Source organism: Aestuariibacter sp. GS-14, assembly GCF_006494365.1.
Taxonomy (GTDB): domain Bacteria; phylum Pseudomonadota; class Gammaproteobacteria; order Enterobacterales; family Alteromonadaceae; genus Alteromonas; species Alteromonas mangrovi.
Map to the genome: position 1 here is coordinate 221,387 of NZ_VHIP01000003.1, position 22,443 is coordinate 243,829.

Here is a 22,443-nt window from a genome sequence, read left to right on the forward strand (position 1 = left end):
CGATTGCTGTTCACTACTCGAAGTCACTCACTTCCGAACAGATGTTGCTGTTCAGGGATAGGGAGAAAGCGTTCTGCTTAAGTGGTTTATGATTGCTAAAACAAAGTTATGTTGTGCTGTTCTGATAATGGGCAGCATGTTGATCCAGATACTATTGCCTGTACAGGCGAGTTCAACAATTAACATCCAATCTGCAAAAGTGGCAGTAGATGATCGCAATAGTCGTACGCAGCGCGCAGCTACCCGTCAGGCACTCACGCAATTATTGATCAAATTTACCGGGCAGGGTGATATCAGTAGTTATCAGGCACTGAAAACAATCAGTGAAGATGCCAATCGGTACTTAAGAGCTTACCGCTATACGGAGGAAAACGGTCAGCTATACTTTGTTGCCGAATTCGACCGCCAACAATTAGAAACGGTACTAAAACGCGAGCGACTGCCCATTTGGGGAGATCGTCGCCCTGATGCCTTGTTGTGGCTGGCGACAGAAAATGACAAAGGCGAGCGGCGTATCACTGGCGATGGACAGGTAAACGAGTTTGCTATTACCGCTCGGCGTGAAGCTGAAGTGCGAGGGGTACCGTTAACGTTTCCACTGATGGATTTAGACGACGCTGCGCGTATTAACGCCTTTGACGTTTGGGGGTTATTTCCTCGTCAGCTTAATCTGGCATCCGCACGATACAACGTGGATTTTGTATTAGGTGCCCGCATTTATCGCAATCGTACACGGGACTTCGTGTTACCGGGTACAGATTACGCTACCAATACGAGCGGATTAGAGCCTGAGACATCGGCAGTAACACAATCAGACTTCATTGAGCCGCGGTTGGAGCAACCCCTGCAACAGGCGGAAAGCGTACAAGAAGCGTTGCTGGCATTGCCGGAAGGTCACATCACTCCAGTTGCACTCGACGACGGCCCGTTGTTTACCCAGGAAGAGTTTTCAACCCTGGCAGCCAGAGCAAAGAAAGGCCGTTATTCATTGGATTTTTTCTACGTTCCTTTTAACGGCGCTTCCTCGGAGGTTGTTCACGGTACACTGATTGGCGACGAGCCTAATGAGTTAATAACACAACTAATCAACCGTTATGCCGATCATTTGGGCCAGACTTACGCTATTTTGCCTGGCGATGCCAATAGCGAACAGCGTATAGAATTGTCTGTGGGTAATTTGCATGATTTACGTGGTTATGTTGCCGTTCAACAATATCTAGAAGCGTTAAGTGTTACCGAAAGCGTTACCTTAGTACGCCAACAAGGTACAGTAAGTACATTTAGCTTACATCTGCTTGGCAGCGAGAAAGATTTGCGCGCGGTGTTGAGTCTCGATAACCGTTTACAGCCACTTAGAGATGCGTTTGGTCAGCCTCTGGAAGGCATGCATTATTTCTGGAGTCAGTGATTTATGCAGCTTCCTTTGCCAGTAACTCTGCCTGATGATGAAACCTTTGCCAGTTTTGTGGCAGGAGGTAATGAACAGGTTCTGACGTTGCTTGCCTGTGTCGCTGAGCACTCACCCAACTGGCGGGAAGAACCGTCGCTGGCAATTTTACATGCGGCGTCGATTCCGTTGATCAATCTGGTTAGCGGTAATGGCAAGGGCAAAAGTCATCTGCTTTATGCTGTGTGTCATCAACTGGCTGCTCGCGATATTCCACATGTGTACCTCAATTGTGCAGACCTGATAGGCTTATCGCCAAGAGTACTGGATTCTTTGGAATTATTGCCAGTGATTTGTCTGGATAACCTTGAGCATATCGGTGGCAATGAAGCCTGGGAAGAAGCGGTATTCGATTTGATTAACCGGGTGAGTGAAACTGGGGTTGGCTTGTTGATTTTTGCTTCGCAACTTGGGCCCCAGCACAGTGAATTTTTATTGCCTGATCTGCGCTCCAGGCTCAGTGCCGGGTTAACATTTCAATTAGTGGGTTTAACCGACGAAGAGCGTGCTGAAGTGTTAAGTTCCAGAGCGCAACAACGTGGATTAAATCTGTCTGAACAAGCGCTGCATTACCTGTTGAATCACAGTCAGCGCGACTTGCCAAGCTTAATGGCGTTGTTGGAGCGACTGGATCAACGCTCGCTACAGGAACAAAAGAAAATTTCCGTCGCGCTGGTGAAGCGCGAGCTATCGGAATAATGTCATTACGCCAATAGCCCGCTTACCTCTGAATTTTAATCTAGTGCGTGTTGAACTTTGCTGTATGATTTTGCAGCAGTCTGTGCGATATTTATACAATTAAGCGCAAGTGAAGTGTAGTTATCTACATGAACTTGGGCTGAAGCAGTAGAAATGTTGCACAGGCGCTGCCCGAAGGGTTCGCTCTAGGTGTCCACCGCTCTTTGTTGCATGCTCTTGATGCAGAACCACTGCACCTGCGAACATGCGCCGCGATCGCTGAACACCTAGAACGAACAAAATTTATACAGCAAAGATCAAGACGCCCTAGTGTAAATGACGCTCAAACTCTGCAATCTGCAAAGGCGGCAGTGTTGCTTGGGAGTTTGCTTCTTTTCCGCTTGTCAGGAAACGCAGGTTTCCGGCACTGTCTAATGTAACCAAATCGAACCACGACTGGCCGGCCGGCATTTGAATAACATCGGGTAAATCCGCCTGAATGCTGGACACGTTGAGGTCGGGCAGGATGCGCTGTACCGCAAATGCCGTTCTAACTTGTAGTGTGTCCTGATTAATGCGATGACGCTGCCCCCAGGTGATTAGCGCATCGTCGTTGTTGTTTCGGCCAATAACCGCGACATCGGCGCTTACATTCATGCGATAGAGCATCATAAATTGCTCAAACAACATAGCGTAATCTTCGCGCTCGGTGTAATAGGCATAATAGGCGGGCGCAATGTCAGCACTGAACGCATCAGCAACCTCGGCTGGCGTGGTATTTTTCTGCGCAGTCGTTGCATCCTCACCACCAAATGATACATCTGCCAATCCTTCCAGTAATGCCGATTGCAACGGATAGTTTGATGACATTATTGAGGATTGTGCACCGTAACGCTGGAAATGGCTCAATGGATTGCTCGATGAATCAACACTTGACCAAACTGAGGGGGGAAAGAAATCATTGGCGTGAGCCAGTTCATGGTACATCAGCCAGGCCAGTGATGCTTCCAGTTGATCGAAACTCTTCGAAAGTCGGCTGCTGGCCGCTAATGACGACTGAGGATAATAGTATTCGCCGTCTTTCACGTACCGCCAGTAAATGCCAAATTGCAGTTCGTTACCAAAACTACTGCGGTAATCGGGAATAGTGTTAATGGTGTCGCGCTCTTGTGGTGTGCGCCAAAAGTTGCGGGCATCCAGATAGATCGCACCGGTTCTTACCCAATAAAAAGACGGGCGTACATCGTACGAAATAACAACGGCAGTTACACCGCGCAGTAATTTTATGATGTCCTCTGCCGCCGCAGACTGAGTTAAAAACTCCCTGAAACGCTCACCCATCCAGGCGTGAGAGACAAGTGTACGATCTAAAATAGTGTCGATAGTAGGTGACAGGGTATCCATGCCAATCAGTGGGAGTTTGTCGAATGAACAACTATTCACTACTGTGTTGTTGTAAACACATTCCAACAGCGCATCTGCATAAGGCGTATTCGGATTATAGGGGCGTAAATCGGTAGTAACGTACATCTCGATATCGGTGAAAATCGCCGAGTTTACGATACTGGCTTCTTTTACACCGATCAGCACGTCATCACTGGCTGTAGTGCCATCATCAAAAGTAGCAGTCACGCGAAACGCCATCACTTCGTCGCGGGATACCTCAGGGGCTTCCATAAATGCCGAGCGCATAGGGCCATTGGTGCGGTCTTCCTGATAGGTGATTTCAGCAGGGGCAGGGCCACCAATTTGGGTCCATTGGGTTGAGGTAATGATTTTATTGGAAGGGCTGTCAACCCGAATGGATACCCGGCCACGCTCGGTAGCCATATGATCCAGTCGCAAATTAACTGTGTCTTCGGGGGTGTTATCACTGGTGGTAAATGACACGGTTACAGTGCGAAAAATACCACTTGCGGTAGTGGCCGATACGGTAAAAGCGTAGTCACCGGTTTCTGTTACGTCGAAACCAATAGCTTGTGATTGATCTGCCAACAATGTTAATGCTGGCCCTGACGTTTGTTCCCACTGCACGTTGGTCAGTGACTCACCATTGTCGGCCAGCACCACAAACCCAGCAGAGGCATTCACATCAATAATGTCATTACCAAAAACAGATAAACCATTTTCTGATTTTAACGGCGTTAGCCGGGTAAAGTCTGGTGTTGGCGTCGTTGGGTTGCCCGGCGCATTACTGCCGCCGCCACCGCCACATCCAGCCAACAGCGTCGTTAAACTAATCGCAACAGTGGTGCTTATGATCGCTTTGAAAACCGCTCGCATTCTTCTTGCATCTCCTCTTTTAACTTCTTTAAACCGAGGCCTAATTCCCTGCCTCGAAGCCGGGCATATACGCTGCAACCGGTAAACATGCCAACTACCAGTACCAGTTCAATAATAGCAAACCCGCGTTCTGCCGGTTCCGCGTATAACACGGTAAAACCATGCATCAAATAATACAGTGCAATGAAGTTAGCCCAAGCGTGCGTATAGGGTTTGCCTTTAATAATGCCCCACATCGGTAATAGTAAGGGAAGGGCATAAATAAGGAATATGAATTTGAGTGAATACTGTTCCGTGGTTGTGAAAATAAGTTGCCAACTCACTACCCAAACAAATAAAGCCAGCGTGCAAACGAGTGCCAGATAACGGAATTTTTTGGTGGCAGGTGCCATAGTTGGGGACATAGATGGAGCCTTGGAGGTCATACAACATTACCTTGATTAAGCGAAGCTGCGAGTGTAGCAAGACGCTTGCCTTGCGCGATACACAATTGTTTTTCCGTTTGCGTTAACTGGTTACCATGCTGACTCAAAGCAACATGCGTTGGGCCGTAAGGGGTGCCGCCTTCGGTTGTACTATGCAACGCTGGTTCAGAGTAAGGCAGACCACAAATTACCATGCCATGATGGAGCAGCGGCAGCATCATCGACAGTAAAGTGCTTTCCTGTCCACCGTGCATACTGCTGCTCGAGGTAAATACACAGGCTGGCTTGTTAATAAGCGCGCCATCCAGCCACAAACTGCTGGTTGAGTCTAAAAAATGCTTAAGCGCGGCAGCCATATTGCCAAATCGGGTGGGACTGCCCAGTGCCAGTGCGCTGCACTCTTTTAAATCCTGTAGGGTCACATACGGTGGGCCGGATTCCGGCTCAACCGGCGGCGCGTTGTTTTCTTCTATTGTTACTAATGGTGGCACAGTGCGAAGCCGGGCGGTTGCCCCTGTCGCTTCAACACCCAATGCAATAGCCCGCGCCAGTGCAGCAGTAGCACCGTGGCGACTGTAGTACAGAATTAATACCGGACCCATTTACAGAATATCCAGTACCGACTCAGGCGGCCTGCCAATTTTTGCCACGCCCCCATTAATTACCACTGGACGTTCCATCAATCTGGGACACGCAGCCATGGCTGCGAAACGCTCATCATCTGTGGTTGATGGGTTATCTAACCCGGCGTCTTTGTATTCCGCTTCTTTTACGCGCATCATGCTGGTTACGTCAGTTAAACCCAACTGCACATACAGCGTTTTTAACTCGGCTACGTTCAGCGGTTCTTTCAAATATTCCACAACCTCCGGCGTTAAGCCTTTATCCTGTAACAATGCTAAGGTTTCACGGCTCTTTGAACAGCGTGGATTGTGTAGTATTTTTAATTCTGCCATGTGCGTTTCTCATATCCTGTTTTGTTAGCGCGAAGGAGTATCGGCTTGAACGAATTGAAAATTGTCGCAGATTTTAAACGACAAACGCAACAACGAGGATCAATTAAGACCGCGGTTCTGATTGTCTTGGCGTTGGCTGCCATGCTGGCAGGGGTATTTGCGCAGCGCCAAATGTCGGGTAGCGATGTAACCTTGTCCACGGCAGACGGTAAAGCGTATTCCTGGCAATCGGAGTCCTGGACAGTGATTAATTATTTCGCCGAATGGTGCGCACCTTGTTTACGTGAGTTACCTGAATTAAATGCATTTTACCGCTCTGGTGAGGCGCGAATTCTGGGGGTGAGCTACGACAATTTAGCAGCAGCAGAACTGAATGCCATGATTGCCCGGCAGGACATTCAGTTCCCGGTGGTGAACAGTACAGACGTTGCAAACCTACCTGTGCCCATGCCCAGCGTATTGCCAACAACCTACATCATTTCACCCGACGGGCAGCTGATACAAACGTTACACGGAGAGCAAACCGAAGCAGGACTTAAGGCTTTACTGACAGCACTTTCATCAAACTAGCGCTACTTCGTTTATTGCATTTGCTTCAGTTTTTCTTGTTCGTCGCGGAACTGTTGGATGCGCGCTCTGATGCGCTGCTTTTCCAGGTGATTGTCGCCAGTAAAGTTAAAAGCGTATTGTAATTCGTCTATTGCATTGGGATACGCGCCGTATAACGCTAGCAGTTCTGCTTTACTCTGATGCATTCCCATGTACAACTTTTCACCTTTGTAAGCATCGGTTAGGATTTGATAAGCAATTTCGTCCTGTGGATGAATCAACAGGTAATCACGCAGTAATTCGATTGCTCGTGTATATTGCTTGGCTGATACCAATGCGTTAGACAGGTTCAATACAACCACGCTGTTGCGCGGCTTTTGCGCCAACACATGTTCTAATTGAGTGATGGCATTTTGTGGGTTGCCCAGCGCAATCTCAATGTCTGTGGCTAAATCCAGGTAAAACAAATTCTCTTTGTCTTGAAGTAATAGCGCGTCGTTGATTGCTTTAGCTTGCTGGTACTTTTCGTTTTCAAACAGGGCAATGGCCAAACCATACTGGGCGGCCTCTTTAATCAAATAGGTACCAGTGTCATTCATTGCCTGAAAATACTCCAGAGAGTAATCCGGCTTAAACTGATAGCGAGCCTGAATTCTGGCTTTTGCCAGATGAAATGTCTTACTCGGTGGAAGCCTCACATTGGGATAGCCATCCATTCGGATCCGGGCATCGGCAATCCGCTTTTCTGTTAAAGGGTGGGTCAGTAACCGCTCCGGAGGACGCGAGCTGGTACGGTATTGTTCGGCCATTTTGCCAAAAAAGCTGGCAGTAGCTTTGGGATCAAAACCCGCAGAATACAAAATATCAATACCAATGCGGTCGGCTTCCTGTTCGTTTGAACGGGTGTAATCAATGCCCATTTGGGCTGACATGGCCTGCGTAGTAGAAAGTGCTGCTATACCGGCTTCCGGATTAGCCATCGCCAACAAAATACTGCCAAACATTGAGGCAAGCTGAAGCGGTGAGCTGCGCTGCTGAGACAGTGCTCTTCGCGCAAGGTGACGCTGGGTAACGTGTGTTACTTCGTGCGCCAGAACTGAGGCTAATTCACTTTCGTTATCGGCCGCTGTGATGATCCCAGTGTGAACACCCACATGACCGCCGTAGAATGCGAAGGCATTCATTGCGTTGTTGTTAATTACAAAAAACTGAAAAGGGAACTTGGTATTGTCGGCCTGGAGTACCAAACGATTACCCAAATCCTGAATGTATTCATTAATTACGGGATCGCCAATCATTGGTGCCTGACCGCGCATCTGGCGCATGATCGCGTCGCCGATCAGTATTTCTTTGTCGAGTGTCAGGGCCTCGGAAGCCACTACACCAATTTCAGGCAATGTATTTTTGTCACTGCCAAGTGTTTGCGCCTCGGCTTTACCGGCAACCAGAAGCGTTACCAATATTGCACTAACGATAGAGCTTCTAAAAAATAGCGATGAAATCATGATTCCCCTGGCAAACACCCAATACTGCTGATTATTGGACAACAGTTTGCCTGACAGTTCCTTTTTTTCTGAATTAAAAGTAGCTATTTGCCTGTTTAATAAGCAAACATAACCTAATAGGATCACAACACAAGCCTGTTATACAAGCAAGCGTCTTACCGTAAAATTGTCATGTCTGACAGTATTGCGAATTCATCGCACCAGACCTAGTGCAGGGCACTATATACCGGTATAGTAACGCCCCTTACCGCTGCATGTTGTGGTGTTGTTGAATTTAGCGTAGTTGAAAAATTCACGGTCATGTATGCCAGCCCGGCCCGTAAGTAAAGTGATTACCCGTAAAGGAATTACATAGGATGTCTACATGTTAAGTATTTTTGGTAGGTGGTATAAACGCAAATTTTCCGATCCCGATGCCACCATGCTGCTGATCCTCATACTGATCACCAGTGCCGTGCTGGTGATTTGGGGGAATATGCTGATGCCGGTTATTGTTGCTGCTGTTATAGCTTACTTGCTCGATTGGCCGGTATCACAGTTAACCCGCATTGGCATGAAGCGCACGTTATCGTGCAGTCTGGTACTGCTTTGCTTTGTGTCTGTGATGGTTTTATTGCTGATTGGCCTGGTGCCCGTGGTAACCAAGCAGAGCATGAGTCTGGTTCAGGAGTTGCCGAACATCTGGCAGAAAGCCCAGGACTGGTTACTGACGCTGCCCGACAAATACCCTGAGTACGTTCAGTTTTCACAAATATATGAGATGATGGAAGGTGCAAACCAGCACCTGGTAGATTTTGGACAGGAAGCGCTGTCAGCGTCGTTTAGCTCTATTGCCAGTGTTGCGGCTCTACTCATATACCTTATTTTAGTGCCGCTGATGGTGTTTTTCATGTTGAAAGACAAGCCGTACTTCACCGAGAGTATTTCCCGCTTGTTGCCACGGGAGCGCAGGTTAATAACGCAGGTTGGCAACGAGATGAATGTGCAAATTGCCAACTATATTCGCGGCAAGGTTATCGAAATTATTATCGTTGGTGCCGTGTCGTGTGTAACGTTTGCCATTATGGATTTGCGGTACTCGTTATTGCTCGGTGTACTGGTTGGCTTATCGGTATTAATTCCGTATATCGGCGCCGCCGTTGTGACTATTCCGGTCGCTGTGGTTGCGATGTTCCAGTGGGGTATTACACCTGAGTTCTGGTATCTGATGGTTGCTTACGGCATTATTCAGGCGTTAGATGGTAATTTGCTGGTACCTATACTGTTTTCTGAAGCCGTGAGTTTACACCCCTTGTACATCATAGTGGCGGTATTGTTTTTTGGCGGCTTGTGGGGCTTTTGGGGGGTATTTTTTGCGATCCCGTTGGCAACGCTGGTAAAAGCAGTGATTTCTGCCTGGTCAAGTTCACCGGAAGTGCCAGCAGAACCCTGATCCCTGAACTATTTTCACTCACATGCCATCGGTTTGATGGCATGTGAGTGAATCAATTCTTCATTAAATCAAGGCTTTGCGAAACATGATAAGGGTTTTAGACCAGGCAAGTTCTGCCTGAACCTCGTTATACACCGCTGAATCAGGTGGTGTCCAACCGTGTAACGTGCCTGGATACACCGCTATGTCGGCACTTAAACCTGCTTGTTCATAGGCTTGTATAAGCAGAGGTTTCATTTCTGGCGAGCGTTCGTTATCGTTTTCCGCAATGGCATGCAATGCAACGGCGTTTGATGCTTCAACGGTTAAATGCGGGCTGTCGTCTTTATCGGTAGCCAGTCCGCCGCCGTGATAACTCGCAATAGCACCAATTCTCTCCGGCATAGCAGCCGCAGCAAACATAGTAAAGGCACCACTCATGCAGTATCCCATTACTGCTCCGGGTTTAGTTGAATCAACAACGGCTTGGCTGTCCATAAAACTGAAAAACGCCCGAGCGTCGCTAACTACCGCATCTTTTACCAGTTTTGCCCGCATGGGATTCAGAATTGCCCGGGCTTCCGGCGCTGGAAACTCTATACCATCCGGCAGTGCCGCACCTTGCACATCACGGTAAAACGGATTTACCACCAGCACGGCATACCCTTCGGCCGCTAGTCGACTGCCCATGGCGTCAAATGCGTCGCGACGACCTTTTATATCAGGCCACATAATTACCGCAGGGTGTTTGCCCGCAGCAGGGCTTACCAGTAAGCAGTCGGCTTTACCGTCGGGTGTGTTCACCTGAACTTGCTGGCGGATAACAGATGTATCGCCGATTGCAAATTGTGGGAAGGCCGAACCTAACGCGCCCATTGCAAGCAGGGTAGTAAATTGTCTGCGGTTAATTTTTCCGTGTTCGTTTATATAGTGTGCAGCATCGCGTTCTGTTCGTTCATCACACATGATGTAAGGCTCCAGGTTAATATGTTGTTTATAATAGCCGCAAAGTCATTCAGATCATCAAGCAGATTCCGATAAAAGATGAATTCTATACGTTAGAATTAGGTAGATTGGGGTAACCTGCGCCCTTAACAGGCATGGTTGCAACCGCATGGTCATCCTGTTATTTTTACCCGCCTGACACGTATGTAATGTGCCTGTTAGTTTATGTAATGGGTGGTATATAAACCAAATACATCACATCTGACCTAACCGTCAAAATAAGCCTTATACTGCCGTTGCCAGCCGACCATTAGAAGCGGCAGGCAGATCAACTTGGATAAAATAACAATATGAATACACCAGGCCTTCAACAGGCGCTAGCTCAGGTGCATCAATGGCTAACGACAGGCCAGCCGCAACAGGCAGAGCATCTATTACTGCAGCTCATCACGCAATATCCAACTAACACTGTGGTGTTAACTCACCTTATTGGCTTTGCATTGAATAAAAAGCAATACGCGAGCGCTGAAAAATATATAGATACGCTGCTTGCCCATCCTGAACAAATCATCGATAAGCAGCAGTTTTTGCACCTTATCAGAATGTTCATCCAGCACAATCGCTTTAAAGCCGGTTTGAGGTTGTCATCTAATGTTGCAGACAACCTGAAAGGGGATGCGGAAGTGCTGGCCGCACGTTGCCATTGTGCTATTGATGCCCGGGCACTTGCCGATGCGCAAGCCTGGTTAGCGCAATCTAACGATGTGGTAGAAGGAAGTCCGTACCTGATGCATACAAGGGCAAACATTGCCTCAATGCAAGGCGATTTTGACTCCGCCATACGCGATTTTCATCTTGTACTTGCAAAAGAGCCGGGCAACAGTTACGCCGCTGCTCGCATTGCTAAATGTGGACGGGTATCTGACGAGACACTTACCGCTTTGCTCGACGCGCTGGCACAGGGTGGTGACGATGAAGCCAAAGCGCGTATTCACCTGGCATTAGGCAAAGCGTATTCCGACCAAGGCGATTATAGCCAGGCCTGGGAACACGCTGAAAAGGGCAATCAGTTCAATAAGAATGTGGCCAAATTTGACGCAACGGTATTTCAACAACAGGTTGACCACATTATTGAGGCTTTCACTGCACCGCGGGTAGAGGCTATCCAGTCGGACAACACCCAGGAGCATGTGTTTATTGTTGGCATGCCCCGTTCGGGTACCACACTGGCTGAACAAATTCTGTCTATAGTGGACGACTACTACGCAGGTGGCGAAACGCCAGCATTGGAATATGCACTGGGATTTACCCGTGAAGGTGGGGCGTATACGCAATCTTTAATTCAGGGCGCTCCTATAGACTGGACTGCTGCTTGTAATGCTTACAACGATTATTTTGCGCAGTTTGCCAATTTTTCGGGAAAGCTGATCGTAAACAAAGTACCGACGAATTTTTTCCATGTAGGCCTGATTAAGCTGATGTTCCCGAAGGCGAAGATCATTAATATGCAGCGTGATCCGTTGGATGTGGCGGTGTCAGTATTCTTTGAGACGTTCTCGCAATATTTTGCTTATACAAACGACCTGAAAGATATCTTTTTTGTGTTTGAGCAGTATCAGCGCTTAATGACGCATTGGTCTGCCTTATTTAAGGATGATGTGCTGAATGTGTCTTATCAGGCACTGGTGAGTGATTATCAGGCACAGGTAGACAATATCGGCCAGTTTTTAGGCAGACAGTTGCCTTCAGCAGACGAAATCCGCGGTGCAGCGAATCATGTTGAAACGCCCAGTTTGTGGCAGGTACGCCAACCCATTAACACCAATGCGGTGAAAAAGTGGAAGCGTTACGAAACGCAATTAGGTGAGTTTGTTAAGCAATACAGTTAATCTTTGGTTAAGCCTTATGTAAGCCCTATGTAGGTATCGAAGGAACGATAAAATGAAATCACTTTGGCCTTGTGCATACGGCTTTCTGCTTCTCATTGTATTCAGCCATAAAACAACAGCACTTGAAACGGCTAACCAATCATCCTCTGATTATGCGTTTAAACAACGGGTATTACAAAGCAGTTCTGTTGCCGATGAATATGTAAAAAGTGGTTGGTTTACAGGTAATGTGCTCATAGCAGCCGATAATCTTCCCCTTTTTGAGCAATCCTACGGTTACGCTAATTTTGACAAACTACGGGCAAATGAGTCGTGCACACGTTTCAATCTGGGGTCGATAGCAAAGATCTATACTGCGGTGCTGGTTTTACAGCAAGTAGAGGCGGACGCGTTGTCGCTGGACACCACTATTGCCGAATCAGGACTAAACATTGATCCTGATATTGCAGAAAAAGTCACCATTGCGCATTTACTAAAGCATAAGGCGGGCTTTAGAGATATTTTTGTTCCCGAGTACATGAATAATCCTTTGCAATTCGATACGCTGGAAAAGAAGGTTGAACTGCTCAAGGGGAAGCCATTGTTATTTGAGCCGGGAACCGATTACCGTTATTCCAATTATGGTTACATCCTTTTAGGGGCGATACTCGAAAAATTGACTGGTAAGTCGTTTAAAACGCAATTGGATGAGAATATCTTCTCGGTAATAGGGGCAACGCATACGTCGTTGCAAAGGAGAGAAGGGGATAAGTGCCAGTCTGAGCGCTATGTATTTTCTCTGGAGCAATCCCTGGAACCTACCGATTTCAGAGAGGTCTCAGGGCCTGACGGTGGTATAGAAGCAACGGCCACCGACGTTTACCGCTTTTTTCGGGCTGTATTTTTTACCGACCAGTTAGTAAACAGATCCAGTGGGTCGTTTAAGTGGTATTTTTCCGATGCAGCGCACTATGGTGCCTATGGCGGTGGTACAGGTGTGAGTGCGGCGGTTGAAGTACTTCGCGAGCGGCAACTTATCATTATTGTATTGGCGAACAGCGACGAATTGGTGGCTGAACACATTTCCAACCGTATGATGTCGTTCATTCAACAGAAACCCGTCGCCGCTTTTCAGTTACCTGCAAAACACTTCGTTTATCAACAGTACCTTGCGTTGAAGCCCGCCGAGTTTACACTGAGGTTTGCAGAACTATACAAAAATCGGGGTTATTCCGGGTTTATGGGGCGAGCGATTAACGAAGCGGGATTGTCTCTTGCCCGAGCCGGTCAATTTGACGCTGCAACAGACATCATTGGATTTCTACAGCATTTTTACCCTACTGCCCCCCAGGCGTTCGATAGCCTGGCGTATGTTTTTCATTTGAAAGGTGACGTTGCCGGCGCAAAAGATACGTTCAGACAGGCCCTTGCGTTATCAGCTGAGTTTAACAGCGATTACCATGAAACAAATTACGGTGTGGATTTGCAGACATTAAAAAACCGGTAAAAACCGGCTTTTTAGCGCTGTCAGAGGGTAATCAGGCGTTTAAGTATTTCAGTATCACCAGGTGGTGATCTTTGGTCTTAAACGTGTCAAACACCTGCTCAATTTTACCCGTTTCATCAATTAAGAAACTAACGCGGTGGAGACCGTCAAACTCCCTGCCCATGAATTTCTTCGGGCCCCACACGCCGAATGCATCTGCAACAGCATGGTCTTCGTCAGACAACAAGGTAAAGTTGAGCTGTTCTTTTTCGATAAACTTAGGCAGACGTTTTACTGGATCAGGGCTGACACCAAGTACTTCTACATTGTGTTGTTTCAGTTCTTGCTGAATATCCCGCAATCCTTGGGCTTGCACGGTACAACCGGGAGTCATCGCTTTAGGGTAGAAGTAAACCAATACTTTTTTACCTGCAAATGACGCCAAAGATATGCTGTCACCGTTTTGGTCTGGAAGTGTAAATGCTGGTGCGGGATTACCCGCAACTAGAGTTTTCATGGTTTATCCTTTGTGTTTATCTACAATTTTGCCAGTGAGGTGTAACACCTTACACAACAGCTCCAGACGATACTGGAACTCAGCTAAATGCACGTCGTCGGGAATATTAACAACCAGCTTGAAGCGCATCATTTTGTGTCCGGTGCTTTCATCTACTGCGGTAGTTTGCCTGAACGCACTGATGGCCACGTGCTGGTCGGCAAAGAATCGCGTAACGGCCAGTATCTGTCCCGGATTATCCACACCATTGAATTCTACATCGTATAAATGGGTTAGATTTTGTTTGGTGTGTTCCCGAGTACGTTTCAGGATAGACAGCAGATCACGTCGCTGACACAGCTCAGGGATACTTAATTCGACCCGGGTTATCGCCGTGTGCGAACCTTCAATGATCATGGTCAAAGAAAACTCCTGCCCGTAAATGGCATGACGGCTGTCCAAAATATTGCATTCAGATTCGCTAACCAAGGTGGCAATATCACTGAGGATACCGGCCTGATCAGTCCCTAATATCACGGCGATTAATTGTTGTTTCATAAACCCGACTCACTCTATGGGGCGCAGATTCTATCATAGTACCCGGTAAAGTCGAACAGCCCCCTGAAGGATAAAAAACGATAGATATTCATCACATAGCTAGGTGTAAAAACCAGAATAGCCGGGGAACGGATAAATTAGCGCAATAATGGCTATTGAAATGCGGCAAATGCTTGTTTTTATGCGGTGTGACAATTACCATGTGCGCTCGAAAAAAGTGGAGAGATTATGTTTACCGGTAGTTACGTTGCACTAGTTACACCGATGCATGACAACGGCAAGATCGATTACGAGGCGTTACATGCACTGGTTGAGTTTCATATCCAGGCGGGCACACATGGTATTGTATCTGTGGGCACCACAGGTGAATCCGCTACTCTGCCATTTGACGAACATATTGAAGTAGTGAAACAAACGGTAGCCGCTGCTGCTGGCAGAACCAAAGTTATTGCCGGAAGTGGCGCCAACTCCACTGACGAAGCCATATTCCTGAGTGAGCAAATGGCCGGCTTGGGCATAGATGGTTTTTTAAGTGTGGTACCTTATTACAATAAACCACAGCAAAAAGGCATGATTGCGCATTTTAACGCGATCGCCGATGCAACCGATATCCCGGTTATTTTGTACAACGTGCCAGGGCGCACTGTAGCCGACATGTTACCCGAAACCGTAGCGGAACTGGCAAAGCATAAAAATATCGTTGGTTTAAAAGACGCTACCGGCAGTATTGAACGCTTGAAAGCCACTCAGGCACTGGTAGATAAAGACTTTGTTTTATTAAGTGGCGATGACGGTACGTCAGCAGAATTTTTATGTGAAGGCGGTCACGGTGTTATTTCAGTGACAGCGAATATTGTGCCTAAAGCCATCGCGCAGATGTGCGAAGCAGCTTTGGCAGGTGATTACGCGCGTTGTAACGCCATTAATGCCAGTATTGAAAAACTGCATTCCGCGTTGTTTATTGAGCCGAATCCAGTGATGCCAAAATGGGCATTGTTCAAAATGGGCATGATGAAAAGCCCGTTTTTGCGATTACCGATGGTTTTACCGGAACTTACGAGCCAAAAAAGCATCGAAGAGTTATTAGTTGAATACGCCATCATTTCTGAATAAGAGATAATTATGAATAAAAAACTGGCTCTGGTGAGCAGTATTGCCAGCCTTGTTCTGACTGCTTGTGCTTCACAACAGGAACGCGTGACCGCGTCCGGAAGCTACGCTTACGTAAAAGCCGCTGAGCGCACCCACCTGCAGGTACCCGCAGACCTGGATTCACCAGAATTTAGTAACGATTTTGATATTCCCGCAGTGAATCAGCCTGAAAGCGAACAATTAATTGGTCGCAACCTGGAAGTTATTCCGCCATCACTGGTTATTCCTTTGGTCTCAGGTTCTCATGTGCAGGAAGGCTCTAAAGGGGCCACTGTGTTGTTGGATCAGGTAAAAGAGAGCGAAACACTTGATAAAACTATCTGGAATTCGTTGATTGGGTATCTGGAAGATCGCAATGTGGCAGTTGAGAACTTCGACCCTGCCACAGGGAAACTGGTTACCGGTTGGATGGTGTTAAACCCCAGCGAAGAAGAGAGTGGTTGGTTTGACTGGTCTTCATCTGATACCGAAACGCCAGCTAAGGGCCAGTATCAGTTTTCGCTGGATATTAAACCCCACGGCAGAACCGCGCAGTTAACCGTGTCATTACTCGATTTTAAACAGGGTACTACCGGATTAGGCGAATTAACGACTATGCAACGTCGTCGTGATGAAGTTGCTCTGTTGAACCGGGTTATTGGTCATTATGAATACCTCAATCAACTCGAAACCAATCAGCGTATTGCTCTGATTCGCCAGGGCCTAAATATGGAAATGGGTTTCGATGCCGACGGTAATCCAGCGTTTGTAGTCGATTCAAAATACGACATAGCGTGGCCGCGTATTCAGTTGGTATTACGTAAATTGGGCTTTAACGTGAAAGACCTTGATAAATCAAATGGTCTAATTTTTGTTCAGTACACTGATGAAAACGTGAGCTGGTGGAAGAATGTGTTTTCATCAGACAAGTCTCAGCTACTGGATTACGACGAATATCGCTTAAAAATTACTAATCTGGGCGAGAAAACGTCAATTACGTTTATGAATAACGAGAGTGAACCATTTGATGCTAAAATGGTAACCAAGCTGTTCAAACCTTTTGAACAAGTAATGACTGAAGACGGCCTAGACATTTAACTAAGAGACACACAATGGAAAAACGCGAAGAGCTTTATCGTGGTAAAGCCAAAACTGTATACCTGACCGATGACAGCAACAAGCTGATTTTGTATTTCCGCAATGACACATCGGCGTTTGATGGCCAGAAAATTGAACAGCTGGATCGCAAGGGCGAAGTAAACAATAAGTTTAACCACTTCATCATGAACAAACTTGAAGAAGCAGGTATTGCCACACAGGTTGAAGCGTTATTGTCGGACACCGAGTCGTTGGTTAAAAAACTGAAGATGATCCCGGTAGAATGCGTAGTTCGTAACGTAGCAGCAGGTTCTCTGGTGCGTCGTTTAGGCGTTGAGGAAGGTAAATTACTGGATCCGCCTTTGTTTGAATTCTTCCTGAAAAACGACGCGCTGCACGATCCAATGGTAAATGATTACCACATTGTGTCGTTTGGTTGGGCAACGGAAGCTCAGATTGCTCGCATGAAAGAACTAACGTTTGCAGTAAACAATGTACTGAAAGCCTTGTTTGATGAAGCAGGCATGATCCTGGTGGATTACAAACTGGAATTTGGTGTTGATTCTGCCGGTAACATTGTCTTGGGCGATGAATTCACGCCAGATGGCTGTCGCTTATGGGATAAAGAAACCCGTAAAAAGATGGATAAAGACCGTTTCCGTCAGGGCTTAGGTTCAGTAGTGGAAACTTATATTGAAGTAGCAGAGCGTTTAGGCTTGTCACTTTAATCATTAAACGAATATTATGTTGAAATACCCGCCTATGCGGGTATTTTTTTGTCTGTGTGTTCCAGAAATAAAGGACAACTTACGTGACTAGGTTAAAACTAATTGTACTGGCATCACTCGCCATGTTTGCGTTTGCTGCCAATTCACTGTTGTGTCGTATGGCACTGGTGGAAACCAGTATCGATCCGGCTAGTTTTACTGCCTGGCGGTTAGTAAGTGGCGCTATCACGTTGCTGGTGATCGTTGCTGTTACACAGTCATCGCTGCCCCGGCGCGGGAACTGGCTCATGGCGTTGGCCCTGTTCATTTACGCTGGCGCGTTTTCGTTTGCATACATAACGATGACAGCCGGGGCGGGGGCCTTAGTATTATTTGGCTCAGTGCAGATCACTATGTTGTTGTGGGGTATTTTTCAAGGTGAACGGCTGACGGCAATACAATGGTTTGGTTTCGCTCTGGCTGTTACCGGGCTAATAATGTTGCTATTGCCGAACAGTGCAGTGCCAGCACTTGGTAGTGCGCTTTTAATGGCACTTGCAGGTATTGCGTGGGGCGGCTATTCCGTAATGGGAAAACAAGCAGGCGCACCCACAGACGCGACCGCTGGCAATTTTTTAAGAGCTGCGCCGATGGCATTGGTACTTTTACTGATGTTTGTACCGGATTTATCTTATAGCTTTTCATCTACCACAGGGATAGGTTATGCCGTTGCTTCAGGCGCGTTGGCATCTGGTGTAGGTTATGCCATTTGGTACGCGGTATTACCGCATATGCCGGCTTTAAAAGCGGCTACCATTCAATTGTCGGTGCCAGTGATAGCCATGCTCATGGGATGGGGCGTGTTACAGGAGGCGATTACGTACCGAATGGTGTTTAGTGCCTTGTGTGTGTTGGGAGGGATCGCGTTAGTTTTATGGGTAAAGGCGCAGCGTTAGTTGCTTAAACAGTATCTATAGCTAATATATTTCAAAGGTTTGTATCATTGTTGTTGATTAATAACGCTTGTTGCTGACTGAGTAAACTTCTATACGAATGGTTATAACAACATTCAGAATGCTATTTTTATCGTGATATCTGAGATAGGTTTACAACAACAGGGCAGGATTTCGTCGTCGTCGATGAAGGCGAGGGGATCAGTAGTATAATCTACTTCCCCAGACAGGATTTTGGTTCGGCAAGCACCACAAAACCCTTCCCGACAATGAAATTGTACGTCAATGTTATGTGATTCCAGGGTTTCTAATAGCGTTTTGTTGGCTTGCGAGGTGATTGTCACCTTTTGTGACACCGTATCGATAACATCGATACGGTGATCATCGTCCTTGTTGGTCATTCCTTATAATTCGAAGTCCGCGAAATCATCTTCACTCACAGAAGAATCAATCTGACCAACCAGGTAAGAACTTATTTCCGACTCTTGTGGTGCAACCTGAACGTTGTCTGATACCAGATAGTTGTTCATCCATGGCAGTGGGTTGCTGGTCACCTCAAACGGCGTGCCCATACCTATGGCTGACATGCGTTGATTCGCAATGTACTCAACGTACTGACACAAAATTTCTTTGTTTAAACCAATCATTGAGCCGTGTTGGAATAAATATTCTGCCCACTGTTTTTCTTGTTCCACTGCTTTGAGGAAGATAGCCTGGGCTTCGTCCTGACATTCAACGGCAATCTCAGCCATTTCCGAGTCGTCTTTGCCTTTTGCCCACAAATTCAGAATATGCTGAGTAGAGGTAAGGTGCAGGTTTTCATCACGGGCAATCAAACGAATAATTTTGGAATTACCTTCCATTAGCTCGCGTTCAGCAAAGGCAAATGTGCAGGCAAACGACACATAGAAGCGAATAGCTTCAAGTGCGTTAACTGAGTTCATACACAGGTAAAGCTTCTTTTTAAGCTCACGCATAGAAACCACGTAGGGTTCGCCATCGAGCGTATAAGTACCTTCGCCTTGGGTTTGCCAAAGCTGCGTTGCGTATATTAAATCGTCGTAGTAGCGGGAGATATCGGTTGCACGGCGCTTGATTTCATCATTTTCTACGATGTCTTCAAATATCTCGCTTGGATCTACAAATAAGTTGCGCAAAATATGGGTGTACGAGCGCGAATGAATGGTCTCAAAAAACGACCAGGTCTCAACCCAGGTTTCCAGTTCAGGAATGGAAATAATTGGTAAAAATGCGATATTTGGACTGCGCCCCTGAACAGAGTCCAGCAAAGTCTGGTATTTCAAATTAGAAATGAAAATGTGCTTTTCAGGATCGCTTAGTTTTTGAAAATCAACACGGTCACGGCTTACGTCCACCTCTTCAGGTCGCCAGAAAAAGCTGATCTGCTTTTCGATGAGCTTTTCAAAAATGGAATGTTTCTGCTGGTCATAGCGGGCAACGTTTACCGGCTTGCCGAAAAACATAGGTTCTTCAAGCTGGTTGGTTTTTTCCTGATTAAAGGTGGTGTATTTCATAGTTCCAATCACTTCACTAGCGCAAAAAATCGCCCGACATCTTAGCCGGGCATTATTTTTATTTTAAATCTTACAGGCACCGCCTGCGCAATCATCATCTTCGGTTTCCACTACGGCCTGAGCTTGTGGTTTCGATTCAGCCTGACTACTTTCAATCGGTGCTGAATCAGCCGCGCCATCACGGGTATTGTGATAGTAAAGTGTTTTCACACCCAACTTGTAAGCCGTTAGCAAATCCTTCAGCAATAAACGCATTGGCACTTTACTGTTTTCATACATAGACGGGTTGTAGCTGGTGTTAGCAGAAATAGTTTGATCGATAAACTTCTGCATAATACCGCATAACTGCAGATACCCGTCGTTAGATGGAATATCCCACAGCAACTCGTACTTGTCCTTCAGACGTTCATATTCCGGAACAACCTGTTTAAGCACACCGTCTTTGCTCGACTTAATACTGATATGGCCGCGTGGCGGTTCAATACCATTTGTTGCATTCGAAATCTGTGATGAGGTTTCAGAAGGCATCAGGGCCGATAAAGTAGAGTTGCGTAAACCGTGTTCTACGATTTCAGCACGCAGACTTTCCCAATCCATGTGTAACGGTTCGCTACATACGGCATCAAGGTCTTTCTTGTACGTATCGATTGGCAAAATGCCTTTGGCATAAGTCGTTTCGTTGAACTTAGGACACGCACCTTTCTCTTTTGCCAGATTCACCGATGCCTTTAACAGGTAATACTGCATTGCTTCAAACGTGCGGTGAACCAACGCATTGGCACTGAAATCAGAGTACTTCACGCCATTCTTCGCCAAATAATAGGCGAAGTTAATAACACCAATACCCAGAGTACGACGATTCATGGTGGCATTATATGCCGCTGGTACCGGATAATCCTGATAATCCAGCAGACTATCCAGTGCGCGCACTGCCAAATCAGACAACTCTTCAAATTCATCCACTGATTTAATCGCGCCCAGGTTAAAGGCCGATAACGTACACAAGGCAATTTCGCCGTTTTCGTCGTTTACGTGCTCAAGCGGCTTGGTTGGGAGTGCAATTTCCAAACACAGGTTACTTTGACGTACTGGAGCAACCGCCGGATCAAACGGGCTGTGCGTATTACAGTGGTCAACGTTTTGCAGATAAATACGGCCAGTGCTTGCGCGCTCCTGCATAAACAGGCTGAACAATTCCATTGCCTTAATGCGCTTCTTGCGAATTGACTCGTCTTGTTCGTATTTTACATACAACTCTTCAAACTTTGGCTGGTCAGCAAAGAATGCGTCGTACAATCCTGGCACGTCAGACGGGCTAAACAGGGTGATGTAGTCGTCTTTCATCATGCGCTGATACATCAGCTTGTTAAACTGCACACCATAGTCCAGATGACGTACGCGGTTTTCTTCTACACCACGGTTATTCTTCAGTACCAACAGGGATTCGATTTCCAGGTGCCACAAAGGATAGAAAAGGGTAGCAGCACCACCGCGCACACCGCCTTGCGAGCAACTTTTAACCGCTGTCTGAAAGTATTTGTAAAATGGAATACAACCCGTGTGGAAAGCTTCCCCACCGCGAATTGGACTGCCCAGCGCACGGATACGGCCTGCATTCACACCAATACCGGCACGTTGGCTTACATATTTAACAATGGCGCTAGCCGTGGCGTTAATGGAGTCCAGGCTGTCACCCGTTTCAATTAACACGCAGGAACTAAACTGACGCGTTGGAGTGCGTACTCCCGCCATAATTGGTGTTGGTAATGAAATCTTGAACGTTGACGATGCATCATAAAAGCGGCGAACGTAATCAAGACGTGTAGATTTTGGGTAGTTAGCAAACAGACAAGCTGCTACCAAAATGTACAGGAACTGAGCGCTTTCATAAATCTCACCGGAAACGCGGTTCTGAACCAGGTATTTTCCTTCCAGTTGCTTAACCGCAGCATAACTGAAGTTCATGTCGCGCCAATGGTCAATATACGAATCCATTTCCGCAAATTCTTCTGGCGAGTAGTCTTGCAGAAGATGCTGGTCGTATTTACCCATGTCTACCATGCGGGCCACGTGATTGAACAGGGCCGGTGGCTCAAATTGACCAAACGCTTTTTTGCGCAAATGGAAGATGGCCAAACGGGCTGCCAGATATTGATAGTCCGGTGCGTCGGTAGAGATTAAATCAGCGGCAGATTTGATCAGGGTTTCGTGAATTTCGGCGGTTTTAATGCCGTCGTAGAATTGAATGTGTGCTTTAATTTCAACCTGTGAAACAGAAACGTTTTTCAGACCTTTTGCTGCCCAAGTGATGACTTTATGAATTTTGTCTAGATCAATGGGCTCTTTCTCACCGTTGCGTTTGGTGACAGATAAATTGTTATTCATTTTTACTGGCCGTTTGTCTGTTAGCGC

Annotated in this window: 21 protein-coding genes; 10 read left to right on the forward strand and 11 right to left on the reverse strand. The window is 46.7% G+C overall.

Features of this window, described 5'->3' with window-relative positions; translation table 11 throughout:
- The first annotated feature begins 136 nt into the window (after window positions 1-136).
- Both FJ444_RS06900 and hda read left to right on the forward strand, forming a co-directional pair.
- Window positions 137-1,408 (forward strand): DUF2066 domain-containing protein, encoded by a 1,272-nt coding sequence (locus tag FJ444_RS06900; protein WP_181405092.1) that lies wholly within the window; start codon window positions 137-139, stop codon window positions 1,406-1,408.
- A gap of 3 nt (window positions 1,409-1,411) precedes the next feature.
- On the forward strand, window positions 1,412-2,146 hold the full coding sequence (gene hda / locus FJ444_RS06905; RefSeq protein ID WP_140957234.1) for a DnaA regulatory inactivator Hda: 735 nt from the start codon (window positions 1,412-1,414) through the stop codon (window positions 2,144-2,146).
- Between the two features lie 306 nt (window positions 2,147-2,452).
- Here hda and FJ444_RS06910 read toward each other — a convergent pair whose 3' ends face one another.
- From FJ444_RS06910 to arsC, 4 genes are read right to left on the reverse strand one after another with little or no spacing between them, the layout of a single operon-like run.
- Complete coding sequence (locus tag FJ444_RS06910) at window positions 2,453-4,408, reverse strand: hypothetical protein (RefSeq protein WP_140957235.1); 1,956 nt, start codon at window positions 4,406-4,408, stop codon at window positions 2,453-2,455.
- Complete coding sequence (locus tag FJ444_RS06915) at window positions 4,381-4,800, reverse strand: DUF2069 domain-containing protein (RefSeq protein ID WP_140957585.1); 420 nt, start codon at window positions 4,798-4,800, stop codon at window positions 4,381-4,383. The genes FJ444_RS06910 and FJ444_RS06915 overlap by 28 nt, the downstream gene beginning before the upstream one ends.
- A 29-nt stretch (window positions 4,801-4,829) precedes the next feature.
- Entirely contained in the window at window positions 4,830-5,435 is a 606-nt protein-coding gene (gene wrbA, locus FJ444_RS06920) for an NAD(P)H:quinone oxidoreductase (RefSeq protein WP_140957237.1), read from the reverse strand.
- A complete protein-coding gene (gene arsC / locus FJ444_RS06925) occupies window positions 5,436-5,789 on the reverse strand; it encodes an arsenate reductase (glutaredoxin) (protein WP_140957239.1) in 354 nt (117 codons plus the stop codon).
- Between the two features lie 45 nt (window positions 5,790-5,834).
- On the opposite strand from arsC, the gene FJ444_RS06930 reads away from it, so the two are divergent.
- Window positions 5,835-6,359, forward strand: coding sequence for a TlpA disulfide reductase family protein (locus tag FJ444_RS06930; RefSeq protein ID WP_140957241.1), 525 nt, complete (start codon window positions 5,835-5,837; stop codon window positions 6,357-6,359).
- Window positions 6,360-6,370: 11 nt separating this feature from the next.
- On the opposite strand, the gene FJ444_RS06935 is transcribed toward FJ444_RS06930, so the two are convergent.
- Window positions 6,371-7,843 carry a M48 family metalloprotease gene (locus FJ444_RS06935; protein WP_140957243.1) on the reverse strand — a complete coding sequence of 491 codons (1,473 nt, stop codon included), beginning with the start codon at window positions 7,841-7,843 and terminating at the stop codon, window positions 6,371-6,373.
- Between the two features lie 364 nt (window positions 7,844-8,207).
- On the opposite strand from FJ444_RS06935, the gene FJ444_RS06940 reads away from it, so the two are divergent.
- A complete protein-coding gene (locus tag FJ444_RS06940; RefSeq protein WP_140957245.1) occupies window positions 8,208-9,275 on the forward strand; it encodes an AI-2E family transporter in 1,068 nt (355 codons plus the stop codon).
- A gap of 63 nt (window positions 9,276-9,338) precedes the next feature.
- Here FJ444_RS06940 and FJ444_RS06945 read toward each other — a convergent pair whose 3' ends face one another.
- On the reverse strand, window positions 9,339-10,220 hold the full coding sequence (locus tag FJ444_RS06945; RefSeq protein ID WP_140957247.1) for a dienelactone hydrolase family protein: 882 nt from the start codon (window positions 10,218-10,220) through the stop codon (window positions 9,339-9,341).
- A gap of 329 nt (window positions 10,221-10,549) precedes the next feature.
- On the opposite strand from FJ444_RS06945, the gene FJ444_RS06950 reads away from it, so the two are divergent.
- Window positions 10,550-12,088, forward strand: coding sequence for a sulfotransferase (locus FJ444_RS06950; protein WP_140957249.1), 1,539 nt, complete (start codon window positions 10,550-10,552; stop codon window positions 12,086-12,088).
- Between the two features lie 52 nt (window positions 12,089-12,140).
- Complete coding sequence (locus FJ444_RS06955) at window positions 12,141-13,574, forward strand: serine hydrolase (RefSeq protein WP_140957251.1); 1,434 nt, start codon at window positions 12,141-12,143, stop codon at window positions 13,572-13,574.
- A gap of 31 nt (window positions 13,575-13,605) precedes the next feature.
- Here the strand turns inward: FJ444_RS06955 and bcp are convergent, their stop codons facing one another.
- Window positions 13,606-14,070 (reverse strand): thioredoxin-dependent thiol peroxidase, encoded by a 465-nt coding sequence (bcp, locus tag FJ444_RS06960; protein WP_140957253.1) that lies wholly within the window; start codon window positions 14,068-14,070, stop codon window positions 13,606-13,608.
- A 3-nt stretch (window positions 14,071-14,073) separates the two neighbouring features.
- A complete protein-coding gene (locus FJ444_RS06965) occupies window positions 14,074-14,607 on the reverse strand; it encodes a glycine cleavage system protein R (RefSeq protein WP_140957254.1) in 534 nt (177 codons plus the stop codon).
- A gap of 228 nt (window positions 14,608-14,835) precedes the next feature.
- Here FJ444_RS06965 and dapA point away from each other — a divergent pair, with 228 nt between their 5' ends.
- From dapA to FJ444_RS06985, 4 genes are all read left to right on the forward strand, one after another.
- Window positions 14,836-15,720, forward strand: coding sequence for a 4-hydroxy-tetrahydrodipicolinate synthase (gene dapA / locus FJ444_RS06970; RefSeq protein ID WP_140957256.1), 885 nt, complete (start codon window positions 14,836-14,838; stop codon window positions 15,718-15,720).
- Between the two features lie 9 nt (window positions 15,721-15,729).
- The gene (gene bamC, locus FJ444_RS06975; RefSeq protein ID WP_140957258.1) at window positions 15,730-16,836 is read left to right on the forward strand and encodes an outer membrane protein assembly factor BamC; all 1,107 of its coding nucleotides are present in this window, start codon (window positions 15,730-15,732) and stop codon (window positions 16,834-16,836) included.
- 14 nt (window positions 16,837-16,850) lie between these two features.
- Entirely contained in the window at window positions 16,851-17,564 is a 714-nt protein-coding gene (gene purC, locus FJ444_RS06980) for a phosphoribosylaminoimidazolesuccinocarboxamide synthase (RefSeq protein WP_140957260.1), read from the forward strand.
- A gap of 83 nt (window positions 17,565-17,647) precedes the next feature.
- The gene (locus FJ444_RS06985) at window positions 17,648-18,499 is read left to right on the forward strand and encodes a DMT family transporter (RefSeq protein ID WP_140957262.1); all 852 of its coding nucleotides are present in this window, start codon (window positions 17,648-17,650) and stop codon (window positions 18,497-18,499) included.
- A 113-nt stretch (window positions 18,500-18,612) separates the two neighbouring features.
- Here FJ444_RS06985 and yfaE read toward each other — a convergent pair whose 3' ends face one another.
- The 3 genes from yfaE to nrdA all read right to left on the reverse strand — a co-directional run bounded on the left by yfaE (window position 18,613) and on the right by nrdA (window position 22,416).
- Window positions 18,613-18,897, reverse strand: a complete 285-nt coding sequence (gene yfaE, locus FJ444_RS06990) for a class I ribonucleotide reductase maintenance protein YfaE (RefSeq protein WP_140957264.1) — start codon at window positions 18,895-18,897, stop codon at window positions 18,613-18,615.
- Window positions 18,898-18,900: 3 nt separating this feature from the next.
- Window positions 18,901-20,031 carry a class Ia ribonucleoside-diphosphate reductase subunit beta gene (gene nrdB / locus FJ444_RS06995; protein WP_140957266.1) on the reverse strand — a complete coding sequence of 377 codons (1,131 nt, stop codon included), beginning with the start codon at window positions 20,029-20,031 and terminating at the stop codon, window positions 18,901-18,903.
- 63 nt (window positions 20,032-20,094) lie between these two features.
- Window positions 20,095-22,416, reverse strand: coding sequence for a class 1a ribonucleoside-diphosphate reductase subunit alpha (gene nrdA / locus FJ444_RS07000; protein WP_140957268.1), 2,322 nt, complete (start codon window positions 22,414-22,416; stop codon window positions 20,095-20,097).
- Window positions 22,417-22,443 lie beyond the last annotated feature (27 nt).

Coding starts and splice junctions, on each gene's coding strand:
- FJ444_RS06900 (WP_181405092.1), top strand. CDS start 137: ATGTTGATCCAGATACTATTGCCTGTACAGGCGAGTTCAACAATTAAC.
- hda (WP_140957234.1), top strand. CDS start 1,412: ATGCAGCTTCCTTTGCCAGTAACTCTGCCTGATGATGAAACCTTTGCC.
- FJ444_RS06910 (WP_140957235.1), bottom strand. CDS start 4,408: ATGCGAGCGGTTTTCAAAGCGATCATAAGCACCACTGTTGCGATTAGT.
- FJ444_RS06915 (WP_140957585.1), bottom strand. CDS start 4,800: ATGGCACCTGCCACCAAAAAATTCCGTTATCTGGCACTCGTTTGCACG.
- wrbA (WP_140957237.1), bottom strand. CDS start 5,435: ATGGGTCCGGTATTAATTCTGTACTACAGTCGCCACGGTGCTACTGCT.
- arsC (WP_140957239.1), bottom strand. CDS start 5,789: ATGGCAGAATTAAAAATACTACACAATCCACGCTGTTCAAAGAGCCGT.
- FJ444_RS06935 (WP_140957243.1), bottom strand. CDS start 7,843: ATGATTTCATCGCTATTTTTTAGAAGCTCTATCGTTAGTGCAATATTG.
- FJ444_RS06940 (WP_140957245.1), top strand. CDS start 8,208: ATGTTAAGTATTTTTGGTAGGTGGTATAAACGCAAATTTTCCGATCCC.
- FJ444_RS06945 (WP_140957247.1), bottom strand. CDS start 10,220: ATGTGTGATGAACGAACAGAACGCGATGCTGCACACTATATAAACGAA.
- FJ444_RS06950 (WP_140957249.1), top strand. CDS start 10,550: ATGAATACACCAGGCCTTCAACAGGCGCTAGCTCAGGTGCATCAATGG.
- FJ444_RS06955 (WP_140957251.1), top strand. CDS start 12,141: ATGAAATCACTTTGGCCTTGTGCATACGGCTTTCTGCTTCTCATTGTA.
- bcp (WP_140957253.1), bottom strand. CDS start 14,070: ATGAAAACTCTAGTTGCGGGTAATCCCGCACCAGCATTTACACTTCCA.
- FJ444_RS06965 (WP_140957254.1), bottom strand. CDS start 14,607: ATGAAACAACAATTAATCGCCGTGATATTAGGGACTGATCAGGCCGGT.
- dapA (WP_140957256.1), top strand. CDS start 14,836: ATGTTTACCGGTAGTTACGTTGCACTAGTTACACCGATGCATGACAAC.
- bamC (WP_140957258.1), top strand. CDS start 15,730: ATGAATAAAAAACTGGCTCTGGTGAGCAGTATTGCCAGCCTTGTTCTG.
- purC (WP_140957260.1), top strand. CDS start 16,851: ATGGAAAAACGCGAAGAGCTTTATCGTGGTAAAGCCAAAACTGTATAC.
- yfaE (WP_140957264.1), bottom strand. CDS start 18,897: ATGACCAACAAGGACGATGATCACCGTATCGATGTTATCGATACGGTG.
- nrdB (WP_140957266.1), bottom strand. CDS start 20,031: ATGAAATACACCACCTTTAATCAGGAAAAAACCAACCAGCTTGAAGAA.
- nrdA (WP_140957268.1), bottom strand. CDS start 22,416: ATGAATAACAATTTATCTGTCACCAAACGCAACGGTGAGAAAGAGCCC.